We start from the raw sequence: 15,338 nt of genomic DNA on the forward strand, positions 1-15,338 counted from the left end.
CTTATTTTATATAGCCATGTGCACTAAAATCCCGCAGCAGGATGGTTTGAATATCTTTAGCATCAGTTACCAATATGTAATGCACCCCAAATTTTGCACAAAGTGAAGCTAATTCTTTATTATGTTCCGTTACTCTTTTTTTGTATAAGTTTAAAATATGTTGATTCATGCTTACATTTACAGTCGATTGATCTTCGCTGTCTAATAGCTCTATATCACCATGATAAGCAGGAGTTATTTCTGCTTCACTTAACAGTTGAATAAACCAAACATTATAGTGACCAGTGTTTACGCGTTGAAAAAATTCGCTCCATTTTTCAATCGGTTCTAATCCATCTGTAATGAAAATAGTAAGTTGTTGTTTTTTAGCCATCGCATTTCGTGCTGATTCAATAAAACTTGCCGTAGCACTTTCCTCTTGTATATCCATTATTTCATAAAAGGTTCTTTTGCTATGCACGGCCCCTTTTTTGTAAAAGGAGCTTTGAGGAGAAGACAGGGTCGAAAAAAATAAACGATCTTCGTTAGCTAACGTTATAAAACTTAAGCTTGCTGCCAACTGTTTTGCCAGCTCCCATTTTGAGGCGATCGCTTTCATCGACAATGTTGCATCTAAAAAAATGCTGATCAGCACTTCCTTCTCATCCATAAATCGTTTTATATACGCTTTATTGGTGCGGCCATACACATTCCAGTCAATTTGCCTTATATCATCACCCGGCTGATATTTCTTATAATCGGAAAATTCCAAAGAGGATCCGATTGCAGATGACTTTCTTCTGCCGTTTTGCATCCCTCTTTTTTTGTTTTGCAGCTGCAAACTTTTTCTTTGCAGTCTGCTTAATAATTGTTGATAATTGTTCATCTGCTTTTTCCTGCATGCAAACTGATTATGTTTTGCAATATATCCTCGATTACGTCATCAGTAGAAATTCCGGCAATCTCTCCTTCAAAGTTCAAAAGGATGCGATGTCTTAAAACTGGAACTGCTGCATAACGGATATCTGCTAAAGAAACATGTAAGCGACCCAAAGATAGTGCTCTTGCTTTTGCCATTAAAACCATACTTTGCAAGCCTCGAGGTCCGCTGCCATATTGAATGTATTTTTTACCTAATTCAGTTGCATCTTCTGAGTCAGGATGTGTGGCAGAAAGAATCGCAACTGCAATATTTAGCATGTGGTCTGCAAACAAAACCTGTTTTGCTAATCTTTGAAGGGTAAGCACTTGTTCCAGATTGGCCATTCTTTTTAAAGGTACTTGTTCCATATTGGTCGTTTTTAAGATAATTTCTTTCAACTCTGCTTTTGTCGGATATTTCACTTCCAGTTTACATAAAAACCGATCAAGTTGTGCTTCTGGCAATGGGTACGTACCTTCCATATCAATTGGGTTTTGTGTCGCTAAAACAAAAAAAGGAGGGTCTAACTTTTTCGTATTCCCCATGATCGTAACGGTTTTTTCTGCCATCGCCTCAAGTAAGGCACTTTGTGTTTTCGGAGTTGCACGATTTATTTCATCTGCTAATACAATATGATTAAATAATGGTCCTTCATGAAACTGAAACTGCTGTTTTCCCGTTTCATCAGGCTGCAATAGCATCGTTCCTGTAATATCCGCAGGCATTAAATCAGGCGTAAATTGAATTCTTGCAAAGCTTAGATCAAGCACTTCCGAAATAGTCCGGATAAGCATTGTTTTCCCTAAGCCAGGCAGCCCTTCTAATAATACATGTCCACCCGCAATAATACTCCATAATACTTCATCAATCATTTTGTCTTGCCCTACGATAAATTGTTTAATTTCCAACTTGATATTTTCTATTAACGCTTGTGCTTGCTTATAATCTTGTTCTACCATCTCTTTTTCTATCATACTATCCCTACTTTTCATTTGGATTAATGGTGCTAAAATAATTTTTTACTATTCCTTCAAGATCAGACGGGAGCTTATATCTGTCTGTACTTTCGCGATAGGATTGCTCATAATCAGCATACACTTGGTCATATGGCTGCACATTTCCTTTTAACACTGGACCATTCCCTTCAGATAATTCCCCTTGTTTCCCATTGCCTAATACTCCTGTATCTGTTTCTTGATTTTGTTTCCCTTTCACTTTATCCGGAATCGACAACAATTCTCTTGATCCAGTTCCAAAACTAGCACCTGAGCCGCCTGCACCGATTCCTGAACCTGAACCACTAGCCGATCCACTCCCGTTTCCGTTTCCATTTCCATTTCCATTGCCTGACCCGTTGCCACTTCCTGAACCATTTCCATTGCCAGAACCTTTCCCGTTTTCTGAGCCATTTCCATTATTCCCATTTGGATTAGATGGATTATTTCTTCCGGCTCCATTATTGGCGTTCGGATTCGTGTTGTTTTGTGCAGTTTGATTCGTGTTGGACGATGGATTTGTATTGGCTGCCGTGTTTGTATTTGTGTTCGGAGTAGTAATTCCGTTTGCGGTACTTTGCTGCTGCAAATAATGGTTCAAACTAGCTAGTTCATTTTGCGCGGAAGCTAATTCCTGAAGCTTGCTTTCTGACTGCAGCATATCTTCCATTTGCTTCATCATTTGTTTAAGCTGTTCTTCTGTTAGTTTCCGATCATACCCGGACAGTTGATTTAAGGCATTTTTCTGCTCTGCCGTTAATGATTTATACTGCCTGTTCGCGTCTTTCCATTCTTTTTCTAGAAGTTTTGCATTTTTTTGGGCAAGCGCTTCTGCCAAAGAATTTAAGCCGCTATCTTTGAGCTGTTTTTCTGTGTTTTCTAGTGCGGTTTTTTTATTAATTTCTTTATTGCTTTTTAATTGGAGCTTTTTCGTTTCCTTTTCAATCGAATGCAAGGCTTTTTTTACGGTATCTGATTTATTTAACTCTTTATCGATTTTTTTTAACGTATCAGCAATGTTTTTATTTGGTTCTTTTGTGATTTTTTTATCTAGCTCTTTTTTCGTTTTTGCAATTACTTTTATTTCTTTTTCCTTTTCCTTTCCAAATTGAAAGGCAGACGACGGGAATTGCAGTAAAACAGCATAGGAAGCAAAACACAAAAAAGCAAGGATCATTAATTTTGGATAAAAGTAATTCTTTTTTCTTTGAAAAACTTGAAACTGCTTTATTTTCATTTCCTGCAATGCTTGCTGCACTACTACTTGTTCCTTTGCACCATTACTATGCAAATAATGAAAGGCAGTGATCGCATAATCTTCCGCTACATACTCATTAAATAAAGCAACAGCTTGTTTGCTAGTAGGATATTTCATCCATAAGCGAATGATAAAAACAAGGAGAATAACGCCACAGCATGCAAAAATGTACCAGTAAATAAACGGAATAACGAATATATTTGCTAAAAGATAACCGAATAAGAGGACACCTCCTGCTTCTAAAAGCAGGAAGTGCAGTTCTTTTGCTAATAATTCCATCAATAACGAACGTTTTATCGGTTTTAATAAAGATAAAAATTGCTTTTCATTATCCATTTTCATTCCTCACTTTATTATCCCTTTTTCATATTCGGTCTAAGTTTACGGATGCTAATCGTAAGCGATGCAATGATTATGACTGAATAAGAAATAACATACGCTACCCACATCGGAAAATCTATCCCTGATTGCCCCTTTATTTCAGCAAGCAGCTCTGGTTGAAACATTCCGCCTAAAATAACACCTGGATTTAACATCGCGATAAAATAAAAATACGGAGAATCAACTTGATGTCCTTGGGCATTTATCATCGCCAGCTGATACAATATTAAAGCTATTACAGCAGTTCCACCTGCAAGAAACAGAACAGAACTGTAAGTGGTTACCATCGAAACAATCGTTTTTCTTATTAAAGTAGAAAATAGGACGCCTAAACTCCCGATGGCAATCATCGTAAACAAAAAGAACATAAATGTATAAAAAATTTGTGTAGGAGAAACGCCTCCATATAAAAACACCAAACTATACAAAGGCAAACTAGCAAATAATAAGAGAACTAAATAAGAAAGGGAAGACAATAGTTTTCCTATCACAATTCCGATGCTGCTTTGTGTTGTCGTAAGAAGTATATTTAACGTTTGCCTTTCCCTTTCACTGCTAATAACTCCCCCTGTTAACCCTGGAGTAATAAACAATATCAGGCATAGTTGGATAAAAGAAAATAACATAAACATATCACGGCTGTTTTCAGGTTTAAAAAACCCATTTGTATTCGAAAGCATTCCTATATACATATAACCGATTAAAAGAATGCTTAGTGCAAGCAAATAAAAGAGCAAGCCAAGAAAGCTCTTTCCTGAACGAAACCGTAATTTAATCTCTTTATTTAACACAGGATTCATAAAAAAGGACTTCAAGAAAATTCAACCTCCTTTGTTATTTCCATAAAGATATCTTCTAAATTCGTTTCCGCTTGAGAAAAACTAACGATAGGAATATCTAGTAACATTGCCTTTTTTAGGAGCTGCATTTGCTCTTCGTCACTGCCTTTATATAAAAATTGAACGGTTTTATTGTCGCCAATACGTTCTACTTTAGATACTTGAAAATTTTCTTCTAAAAAATGTATCGTTTTTTCGACATCTAACGTGATGACCGTAATTAGTTTTTCACTTTGAAGCTGCTGTTGAATATCAGAAACTGCTCCTTGTGCTACCATGACGCCTTGATCTAAAATCCCGATCACATCACACATTTCCGCTAATTCAGGCAGTATATGAGAAGAAATCATAATCGTTTTTCCCATCTTTTTTAACTCTTTTAATATTTCTCTCATTTCAACACGAGCTCTAGGATCTAATCCGGATGCAGGTTCATCCAAAATAAGAACGGCTGGATCATGAATAAGACTGCGTGCTAAACAAAGACGCTGCTTCATTCCTCTTGAAAGTAAATCAACATATTCTCCTCTTTTATGAGATAAATTCACTAATTCTAACAGCTGAGGGATTAATTTTTGACGCTCTACCGCACTGATGCCATAGCTTGCTCCATAAAAATCCAAATATTCCTCTGCTTTTAATTGATCATATACACCAAAAAAATCCGGCATATATCCAAGTTGTTTGCGTACTTCTTTTGGCTCCTCGATAATGTTAAAGCCATTTATATAGGCAGTGCCAGAAGTTGGGGCCAATAAGGTAGACAACATAGAAAATGTCGTTGATTTGCCTGCTCCATTTTGTCCAACAAAACCAAATACTGTTCCTTTGTCTATCGTTAAATTTAAAGGGTGCAACGCAGTAAACTTTCCGTAATTTTTGGAAAGATCATGAATCTCTATCATTCTTTTACCTCTCCTTTTAGCTTAATAGGCGGCATTGATACGTAAGGATCTCCACTCGACATCTTTTTAATCCGAATCATAATCGAACCTTTAACTGATATATACTGACCAACTTTCTCTTTATTCGCAATAAACGAACCGTTTATGCCTTCATATTTTTTTGTTTCGTTATTATAAATCGTAAATTCAGCTCCTGCTGCTCTTTGCCCTTGAATGTCCAATGACTGAAAAGACATTTTATTCAGATCAAAAGAATTCGGAACTTGGAGATTATATGCGTATTCACCCGTTTCTACCAATAAATCATGGATAACTGATTTGCTATATATCGCACCTTTCATAATGGTAATTTTTTTATCAAGGTTTTGCTCTGTAAAAGTAAATTTGCCTGAAAAATGATTACCCAATGAAATAGGTTGCATAATGATGCTTGTTTTGTTCTTTTTCACCTGATCATCTACTAGATTAACAGAGATAATTTCATCCTCTGTTATCCCATAAATAATCGGTTTACTTCCTTCGTTCATTTCTATCCATTGATTTTGTGCAACAGCATTTTCAAGTACTTTCGCACGAAATTCCGTTAAATCTTTACCTTTATAGCTTCCAAGATAATATCCATGAGAATTTTGATCAATTGGTGCAGAAAAGTATGGTTCATTTTTTGCTGCATTAATATTTTTTGTTTCTCCTGCTTTTAAACTGCCGATTTTAATTTTGTCTTTTCCAGACCAAATATAAACAGCGGAAAAATTATACGGGAAATTATTTTTAATCGTTCCTGTTATTGTTTTTTCTGCACTATTTAAGTTTGGTTCAAATCCGCCTTTTAATTGCTTTATAGCGTTTCCAACCATTGTTCGATTAGACCAATATTCAACATCAGTAAAATGTATTTCACTCATTTGTCGTTTTTCTGTTGTTACCGATTCTTTTTTATAGTTGGAATAACCTGCAAAAGGAATTGGCGTATATTCAGAACTTTTAAAGTCAAGCGTATAATCTCCAGCATTTTTACTTAATAAAGTGGTAGCATAATATCCTGTTAAATAATTATTTTCATATTTAAACATCCCCATTTCATTAAATTGAGAAGATTTAATGCGATCCTTTGCTCCAACGATAAACAAACCTGCTGACAGCAAAATAGCAATACTAGGTATAATCCACCAAGCATATTCTCTTTTATCTTTTTTCTTTAAAACAAAATACAGCACTGGAACAACCACAATCAAATAACTAAGCAAAATGCCAATGATCAACAAAATTGAAAAGTTCGAGCTTTTAAAATACTCATTTGATTCAAAAAAAGAATAGTATAAATCACTCCAAAAACCACTTGAGTATTGCTGACTATTTAACGTTTGCGTATTTTGCGAAAACAACAACTGTTCAAACCAATTGGCATACATATCCGAAGTCAGCAAATTAGGATCATGAAGTGAAAAAGCAGTTTGGATGATCAAGCCATTTCCAACCTTTTTTTTCGCAATAATTGGTGTATTTTTACTTTTGGAAATCACTTCACTTCCATCAGTAAGGGTTGTTTCATATGAAGAAATAGAAAAATCTTTTACATTTCCATTGTTGCCACTATGTATAGCAGTGCTTGAAATAGTCGTTTCTTTGCTGGCTTTTAATGGCAGCAAAGAATGAAGATCACCATAATCTTGTTCACTATTAGGCTTACTGCCCGTAATCAATATTCCGCCTTTTACTATCCAATCATGTATAGACTTTTGCTGTAATTCACTTAATTCTGACAGAGAAAAGTCGTCAGCTAATAAGTAATTAATCGCTTCTAAACCAATGGAGCTGTCTGGCATCTTTTCTTTTGTCAGTTCTACGGTTTTAACAGAATTACTGGGCAAATCCCGCAAGCTTTTGTATTGATCGTATTGTTCACTTAAAATTCCGAGTGTATAGTCTGTAATAAAATTCGCTTTTATATTTTTTACACCAGTAAAACTCGCTTGGACACCGTCCTGCCAATTCCCTTTATACAATCGGATCGCATTGTTGCTATTTTCTGTATTTAAACCAGAAAGAGAAATGGTATAAGTTTTTTGACTATTGGCAGGTACATCAATTGCTAATACTTTGCTTCCTCCCATCTCATATGATGGAGAATTCGGTAATAATAAATCCCCTTTAAACGCTTTTCCCGTATTTTCAACTGTAATTGTAAGCGGGTAGCCTTTTCCTTCTCCTATTTTTCCGTCAAAACCTGCTTCTGTCGTAATTTTTAAATCACTTGCTATTTTTTTTGCAAAAGCCTCTCTTTCTGTAACGGAAAATAATAACCAAATTAACACTAAAACGATGATTGCCTTTTTTGAGGTCTTCAACATTCATCCTCCATTCCATATAATAATCGGTAAATTTTTTTCAACCACTTAATAAACGATCGTAAGTGTCGATTCCCCTACACTTTTTTTCATTTTTTTGTAGATTTTTTTATTAACTGGTATTTTTACACTCTGTTTAACCTTATTGTAAATAATCATAATATTCAACTAAAAAAAGGAATTTATATAGAATAGATTTTTTGTATCGAAATGAGCATACTAAAAAAGCTGATTACATTTTGTAATCAGCTTTTTCTTTATTCTTCGGCTTCTTCCACTAAATTAGAAAATAAACCGTACACATATTTTTCTGGATCAAATGGTTGTAAATCGTCCATCTTTTCTCCTAAACCAACTAATTTAACAGGAATATTTAATTCATTGCGGATAGCTAAAACGATGCCGCCTTTTGCTGTCCCATCTAATTTCGTTAACACAATTCCACTAACATTAGTTGCCTCTTTAAATGTTTTTGCCTGCACTAACGCATTTTGTCCCGTTGTTGCATCCAATACTAATAGTACCTCATGGGGTGCTCCTGGAATTTCTCTCTCAATCACTTTTTTCACTTTTGCCAATTCATTCATTAAATTCACTTTATTTTGCAAGCGGCCGGCCGTATCACATAAAAGAATATCTGCATTACGAGACTTCGCAGCATGCACGGCATCATACATTACCGCGGCAGGATCAGATCCTGCTACTTGCTTTATTACGTCAACGCCTACACGTTCTCCCCAAACTTCCAGCTGCTCAATTGCTCCAGCTCGGAATGTATCTCCTGCAGCTAATAATACCTTTTTTCCTTCTGACTGATAATAATGAGCTAATTTTCCAATGGTAGTCGTTTTCCCAACGCCATTAACGCCAACAAAAAGAATAACGGTCAATCCATTCTCTTGCACATTTATTGTCGAAGAAGAATCATCTCCATTTTCATAAATTGCAATTAGCTTCTCAGAAATAACGGCCTGTACTTCTTTTGGATCTTGAATATTTCTTCGTTTTACTTCTTTTTTTAATTCATCAATTAACTCCATAACGGTGTCAAATCCAACATCGGCACCAATTAAAATTTCTTCCAACTCTTCGAAGAAATCTTCATCGACTTTTCGATATCGTGAAACAAGATCATTTACTTTTTCTGAAAAATTATTTCTTGTTTTAGACAATCCTTCTTTAAACTTTTCTGATACCGCAGTTGTTTGCTGGGTCATTTTTTCTTTTAATTTTTTAAAAAAGCTCATATATTTCCCTTCTTTCATTAGAGAAGCGCAGGCGCTGGAGCTAGACACTCATCTAAGTTAAAAATTTTATACTTCTTATCTTTTGGCTCTGTTAAACTTGCCTGTTGTTGATTTCCGTTCCAGGCGTTCGCTTTCCGCGGGCGGTCCGGGAGCCTCCTCGGCGCTGTGCGCCTGTGGGGTCTCCCTCTGACTCGCTTTTCCCGCAGGAGTCTCACGCCTTCCACTCCAATCAACATAGTGCCAAAATCAACAATTAGCTTTATTAACATAGCCAATCATTTAAGAACTGCGTAAGCCGCCTTGTTTGATTAATTAGCTACAAGGCTGTCCATTTCGCTTAACTTTACCGATACTAATTTGGAAACACCAGATTCCTGCATGGTGACACCATAAAGAACATCTGCTCCTTCCATTGTGCCTTTTCGATGGGTGATAACAATGAACTGGGTTTCACTGCTATATGATTTTAAGTACGAACTGAATCGAAATACATTCGCTTCATCTAATGCCGCTTCTACTTCATCTAAAATACAAAATGGCACCGGGCGCACCTTTAAAATCGAAAATAATAGGGCAATGGCTGTTAATGCTCTTTCACCGCCAGATAAAAGCCCAAGGTTTTGCAGTTTCTTCCCAGGGGGCTGTGCCACAATTTCAACTCCAGTATTTAATAGATCATCAGGATTCGTTAAGCGTAAATCTGCACGTCCTCCACCAAATAACGCTTGAAAGACCGGTTCGAAATGAGTCTTTATTCCTGTAAATGTTTGTTCAAATCTTTTTTTCATTTCAGTGTCCATTTCATCAATCACTTGGAATAAAGTATCTTTGGCATTTTCTAAATCTGTTTTTTGCTCGATTAAAAAGTTATAACGCTCTGAAATTCGTTCATACTCTTCAATCGCTCCTAAATTGACCGTGCCCATTTCTTCAATTGCCAATTTTATTAGCTTTACTTGTTTGCGTGCGTCTTCCACTTGTATCGTCATTGGATACTCTGCTTTTGCTCCTTCAAATGTCATCATATATTCTTCCTGAAGGTTTGAAAGTCTTGTGTCAAGCTCCACGTCTGTCCGGTTCAGCCTGATTTCTTCATCATTTAATGCTTGAACCATTCCGCGATGAATCCGGCGATGTTCCTTAATATCCAGCTCTAAATCTTCTTCTGTCATTTGTAGTTGCAGACGTTCTTCCCGTCTTTGCGAAATAAGCTTCGTTGTTTCCTTTTTTTCTTTTAGCTTTTGTGCCGCTTCATTCTCTAAATATTCTTCTCCCGAATGGCTTGATGTCATCTCGGATGAAAGCAGCTCTAAATCTTCTTTTACATTCGTCCAGTTTTCTTCCTTCTCTTTTAATTCTATTGTTAGTATGGAAAGCTTTTCTTCCGCATGGGTTAACTGCTGTTTTTTGCTTGCATATTGAACGCGCAATTCTCCCATTTCATGGACAACCGTTTCTTTCGATAAGCTTTGTTTATTTTTTTTATCTGTTAAAACTGTTATGTCATGATCCAAGTCCGATATCTTTTGCTTTTGTGTTTCTAATGATTGTTTTAACTCCTGTTGTCTGTTTTGCAATGTTTGATTTTCTTGAACAAAATCAGCTTTATTACGATCATACAAAGATAATTTTTCATTCATTGTTCTTTCTTCGAACTCTATTTCTTTTAAATTATCTTTACATAATTGCAATTGAAAACGAAGATCCTCTGCATGGTCTTGAATTTTTTCTAAACTGGATGCCTCTGTATGCAACGTGCCTTTCCCTTTTTTTAGTTGATCCTCTAATTTAAGGGATGTTTTTTCCATTTCAAAAATCTTCGCCTTTAAATCTTCTAACTCCCCTTTACGTGTTAGAATCGACGCAGTCTTTTGTTTTATGGCACCACCTGTCATGGAACCGCCTGGATTGACAATTTCCCCTTCTAACGTTACAAAGCGGGATCGATAGTTCAAAAGCTTTGCCATCTCATTGGCACCTTTTAAATCTTTTGTAATAATAACATTCCCTAATAAATTGTGCATAATATCATGGTAGGGAGAATCATAACGAATAAGATTTGCTGCAATGCCAATAAAAGCAGGGTGATTTTGAATAAGTCGAAGCTGGGAATCAGCTAATGTTTTCCCTTTAATAACATTCATTGGCAAAAAAGTTGCCCGTCCAAATGCATGCTTCTTTAAATAAGCAATAGCCTCGCGTCCATTTTGTTCTGTTTCGACAACAAGATGCTGCATGCTTCCACCAAGAGCAATTTCCATGCTTACACTGTATTTTTTTGGGACATGCATTAATTCAGCAACCGCTCCATGAATGCCATTTAACGACTTTCCTCTTGCTTTTAATACTTCTTTTACACCTTGGAAAAAACCGGCATAATCATCTTCTAAATCCTCTAGCATTTCTTTACGCGACTTTGCCTGCTGAATAAATTGATACGACTGATACAGCGACTTTTCCAATTTTTGCAGTTTGTTTACCAAATCCTCAACTGCTGCTTGTTTCACTGCCAACGATTCATTAATCGTTTCAAGTTCATCGGCAAGCTGAGTTGATTTCTGGATCATTTCCTGCTTTTTTTCAAGTATTTGTTGTCTTTCATTTGTATGTTTTGCATTATCCGCTTCCAGCTGCGTTGTTCGTCGATCTTGATTTTCTAACTGTTGATTTATATAGTTTATTTCATTATTTGCCGCAGCCTGCTCATTTAATAGCTCTATATAATCACTTTTTAACGTTTCAATCTTTTCTTCTAAATTTTCATTTAACAGCTGCAAATCTTGTTCATTTTTCTTTAAACACGCCTCTATCTGTTGTGCTTCTGATTGCAGCTGTTTAACTGCCTGTTGCTGCTTGCTTATTTCAACTGTTACATCCTTTATTCTTGCTTCTAGCTCTTGTTTATTTTTTTCCAACTGCTCTCGGTTCTGGGCAGCATTTTTTTTTCTTTCTTTTAAAACTTCTTTTTTTCCTTCTAATTTCTCCAACTCTTCACTTACTGCTAGCAGTACTTGCTGAAGATTGTCTATTGATTCATCTAATGCAGAAAGATAGTTTTTCGTTTCTTCCATCTTTGCTTCTTTTCCTTGTAAAAGGGAAGATAGCTTTAATTCTTCTGCTTTATAATTGGTTACCTGTTTAGAGATTTGTTCGTATTTTTTATGAGCTTCCTCAATATCATAAACCATTAATGCTACTTCAATTTGTTCTAGGTTTTCTTTTTGCTCTAAATAGTCTTTTGCTATCGAGCTTTGAATTTTTAATGGTTCTACTTGCCCTTCTAATTCAAAAAGAATATCATGGACACGATTTAAATTTTCTTGTGTTTCAACAAGTTTGCTTTCGGCCTTCTTTTTTCTTGTTTTATATTTTAATACACCTGCCGCTTCTTCAAAAATGGATCGGCGTTCTTCTGCTTTACTGTTTAAGATTTCTTCCACTTTCCCTTGACTGATAATGGAAAACGCTTCTCTTCCTAAACCAGAATCCATAAATAAATCGATAATATCTTTTAATCGGCAATTTTGTTTATTAATAAGGAATTCACTTTCTCCTGAACGATAAACTCTTCTTGTTACACTCACTTCATGAAAATCCAGCGGCAGAAAATTATCGTCGTTTTCTAATGTTAAAGTAACCTCTGCAAAGTTTACAGCATTTCTTGTATCACTTCCTGCAAAAATAACATCCTCCATTTTACTGCCACGAAGAGATTTAGCTGATTGTTCCCCTAGAACCCAGCGAATCGCATCGGTTATGTTACTTTTTCCACTCCCGTTCGGACCGACTACTGCTGTTACTCCTGGGACAAAATCGACAGAAATTCGATCTGCAAAAGATTTAAATCCAATCACATCTAACCGTTTTAAAAACATCTTCCTCACCCCCGGTTCTTCTATATGAGGTTATTCAAAAAGTCCGGGAAGCCTAACCGTCGAATCTATACATTACTTCCGCACCTCGACCTTTTCCGCTTTTATTATCCCCCTTTTTGAACACTCACTAATTGTTTTTTCCTGATGTTTTGTATGGTGAATAAGAATTACTGTTGTTTATCTTTCTCTGTTCTATATGTTTGCATATTGTTTGCTACATTTGTTTTAATAGGACTTTCCGTTTTTAGCATCGACAAAGCCATTTGAGCAGCGTGTTGTTCTGCTTCTTTTTTGGAACGTCCACTCCCTGTACCCAGTTCTTTACTGTTTAAGAACACTTGAGAAACAAATTCTCTATTATGTGCTGGCCCCTTTTCTGATAGTATTCGGTATTCTAACGTTCCAAAAGCGTCTCTTTGTATATATTCTTGCAGCTGGCTTTTAAAATCCATCACATGAGAAAAAGCACCGGCATTTATTTTCGGAAATATTACTTTTTCTAGAAAATTTACAACTACCTCAATTCCTTGATCTAAATAAAGGGAACCAATAAATGCTTCAAAAACATCAGCAAGTAAAGCAGGTCTTGTTCTGCCTCCGGTCATTTCTTCCCCTTTTCCTAACAGCACAAAACTGCCAAATGATAATTCGTTTGCAAAGGTAACGAGAGAAGGTTCACATACAATAGCCGCTCGTAATTTCGTTAATTCTCCTTCGCTCATCATTGGATATTTTTTAAAAAGGAATTGTGAAACAGTCAGTTCTAACACTGCATCCCCTAGAAATTCAAGTCTTTCGTTATCTTCATGCGGCTTTCTACGATGCTCATTCACATATGATGAATGGGTAAAAGCTTGTTTTAACAGTTTTTCATTATTAAATGGAATACCAATTTGTTGTTGTAACTCTTTTATTTTTTTATCGTTTGGACGAATCATTCTTTTTTCTTTTCCGTTGCCTCGCATTTTGCCTCCACCTTAGCCCTAAGTTTACATATCCATTTTAAGTTTAAGTAAAATAGATAAAAAACGCAAAGAAACTTGGAAAGTTTTTTCTTTCCAAGTGTCTACCATCTCTCTGACAAAGGATACATATCCCTTTTGCGACAGTCTCAACACTACACTGAAAGCTCCGCTATAAACGGAGCTCTCAGGCTGTCGACAAACGCTCGCTTTCTTCGTTGTTCGCCTTACTCAGATGCTCATTACCAAACCACGGTAATTCCGCTCCTCCTAAGGCTTCACGCCTCGAAAGACAAACGTTTTCAATCAGCCTGAAGTTCCTGCAAAAATGAGTCTGTCAATACTCTTAAAGCTCCGCTATAAACGGAGCTTTAAAGTTTGCGACTTATCGATTACTTATGTAATTAACAGCATCACCTACTGTAGCAATCTTTTCAGCGTCGTCGTCAGAGATCTCCATATCGAACTCATCTTCTAATTCCATAACAAGTTCTACTACATCTAGAGAGTCTGCACCTAAATCATCTTTAAATGAAGCCTCAAGTGTTACTTCTGATTCTTCTACACCAAGACGATCAACAACGATTTTTGTTACACGTTCTAATACATCTGCCATTTTCTTTTCACCTCCTCTCAAATGCATTATAGAGTATTTTACTCAAATAATAAATGCTCTTTTTTACCGTTTACTTAAAAATAATAAGAAAAGTGTAGGCACCTTGCTAAGCCCCGAAGAAAAATGTTCATTTGACTCGAAAGTGTTTTTTACATTTAGAGGCATAGGGTTATTTTTCACAGGGGCTAGGTGCTGAAGCTAGACATCCATCAAACTTCAAAAATTATGCATTCTTATCTTCTAAAATACTCTTTTATCTGCATGCTTACATATACATACCACCATCTATATGCAATGTCTGGCCAGTCATATAACTGCTTTCATCAGATGCTAAGAAAACAACTGCATTAGCAATATCCTCCGGCTTTCCGAATGCTCCTAATGGAATTTGGCTTAGCATGGCTTCTTTTACATCATCTGTTAATTTATCTGTCATATCAGTTGTAATAAATCCTGGTGCAATCGCATTAACGGTAATATTTCTTTGTGCCAGCTCTTTTGCAGTTGTTTTTGTAAAGCCAATTACACCTGCTTTAGCGGCAACATAGTTTGCTTGACCAGGATTGCCTGTCACACCAACTATCGATGTGATATTAATAATACGACCTTTTCTTTGCTTCATCATCGGGCGTGTAACAGCTTTTGTGCAAAGAAATACGCCTTTCAGATTCGTATTAATAACATCATCCCATTCTGATTCCTTCATACGCATTAATAAATTATCTTTTGTGATGCCAGCATTATTCACTAAAATATCAATCGCGCCAAAAGCATCCAGCGTTTGTTTGATCATATCTGCTACTGCATCACCATTTGATACATCACATTGAATAGCAATAGCTTCTCTGCCTAAGTTTTTTATTTCTTGAACGACTTCGTTCGCACGATCTACACTTCCAGCAAAGTTTACGGCAATGTTTGCTCCTTGTTTTGCAAGCTCTAGTGCAATGGACTTTCCTATGCCTCTTGAAGCACCTGTTACTAAAGCTGTTTTCCCTGCTAATTTCATGG

At 36.1% G+C, this 15,338-nt stretch carries 11 protein-coding genes; all 11 read right to left on the minus strand.

The features are described from left to right. Window position 1 precedes the first annotated feature (1 nt). The 11 genes from ACTYA4_RS10430 to fabG all read right to left on the minus strand — a co-directional run bounded on the left by ACTYA4_RS10430 (window position 2) and on the right by fabG (window position 15,336). Window positions 2-865 carry a DUF58 domain-containing protein gene (locus ACTYA4_RS10430; RefSeq protein WP_443481437.1) on the minus strand — a complete coding sequence of 288 codons (864 nt, stop codon included), beginning with the start codon at window positions 863-865 and terminating at the stop codon, window positions 2-4. Continuing rightward, on the minus strand, window positions 862-1,875 hold the full coding sequence (locus ACTYA4_RS10435) for an AAA family ATPase (protein ID WP_443481438.1): 1,014 nt from the start codon (window positions 1,873-1,875) through the stop codon (window positions 862-864). The genes ACTYA4_RS10430 and ACTYA4_RS10435 overlap by 4 nt, the downstream gene beginning before the upstream one ends. A 7-nt stretch (window positions 1,876-1,882) precedes the next feature. Then, a complete protein-coding gene (locus ACTYA4_RS10440; protein WP_443481439.1) occupies window positions 1,883-3,490 on the minus strand; it encodes a DUF8809 domain-containing protein in 1,608 nt (535 codons plus the stop codon). Window positions 3,491-3,507: 17 nt separating this feature from the next. After that, window positions 3,508-4,350, minus strand: a complete 843-nt coding sequence (locus ACTYA4_RS10445; RefSeq protein ID WP_443481440.1) for an ABC transporter permease — start codon at window positions 4,348-4,350, stop codon at window positions 3,508-3,510. Then, window positions 4,347-5,279 carry an ABC transporter ATP-binding protein gene (locus ACTYA4_RS10450; RefSeq protein WP_443481441.1) on the minus strand — a complete coding sequence of 311 codons (933 nt, stop codon included), beginning with the start codon at window positions 5,277-5,279 and terminating at the stop codon, window positions 4,347-4,349. The genes ACTYA4_RS10445 and ACTYA4_RS10450 overlap by 4 nt, the downstream gene beginning before the upstream one ends. Continuing rightward, the gene (locus ACTYA4_RS10455) at window positions 5,276-7,630 is read right to left on the minus strand and encodes a DUF8725 domain-containing protein (protein WP_443481442.1); all 2,355 of its coding nucleotides are present in this window, start codon (window positions 7,628-7,630) and stop codon (window positions 5,276-5,278) included. The genes ACTYA4_RS10450 and ACTYA4_RS10455 overlap by 4 nt, the downstream gene beginning before the upstream one ends. 254 nt (window positions 7,631-7,884) lie before the next feature. After that, on the minus strand, window positions 7,885-8,874 hold the full coding sequence (gene ftsY, locus ACTYA4_RS10460) for a signal recognition particle-docking protein FtsY (protein WP_443481443.1): 990 nt from the start codon (window positions 8,872-8,874) through the stop codon (window positions 7,885-7,887). 308 nt (window positions 8,875-9,182) lie between these two features. After that, window positions 9,183-12,749 (minus strand): chromosome segregation protein SMC, encoded by a 3,567-nt coding sequence (gene smc / locus ACTYA4_RS10465; protein ID WP_443481444.1) that lies wholly within the window; start codon window positions 12,747-12,749, stop codon window positions 9,183-9,185. 167 nt (window positions 12,750-12,916) lie between these two features. Beyond that, window positions 12,917-13,714: a ribonuclease III gene (gene rnc, locus ACTYA4_RS10470; protein WP_443481445.1), complete on the minus strand. Its 798-nt coding sequence runs from the start codon at window positions 13,712-13,714 to the stop codon at window positions 12,917-12,919. 382 nt (window positions 13,715-14,096) lie between these two features. Further along, window positions 14,097-14,327 (minus strand): acyl carrier protein, encoded by a 231-nt coding sequence (locus ACTYA4_RS10475; RefSeq protein WP_101175522.1) that lies wholly within the window; start codon window positions 14,325-14,327, stop codon window positions 14,097-14,099. Between the two features lie 265 nt (window positions 14,328-14,592). After that, complete coding sequence (gene fabG / locus ACTYA4_RS10480) at window positions 14,593-15,336, minus strand: 3-oxoacyl-[acyl-carrier-protein] reductase (RefSeq protein ID WP_443481446.1); 744 nt, start codon at window positions 15,334-15,336, stop codon at window positions 14,593-14,595. Window positions 15,337-15,338: the final 2 nt, after the last annotated feature.

It is taken from the genome of Niallia yueguangensis (genome assembly GCF_052663115.1).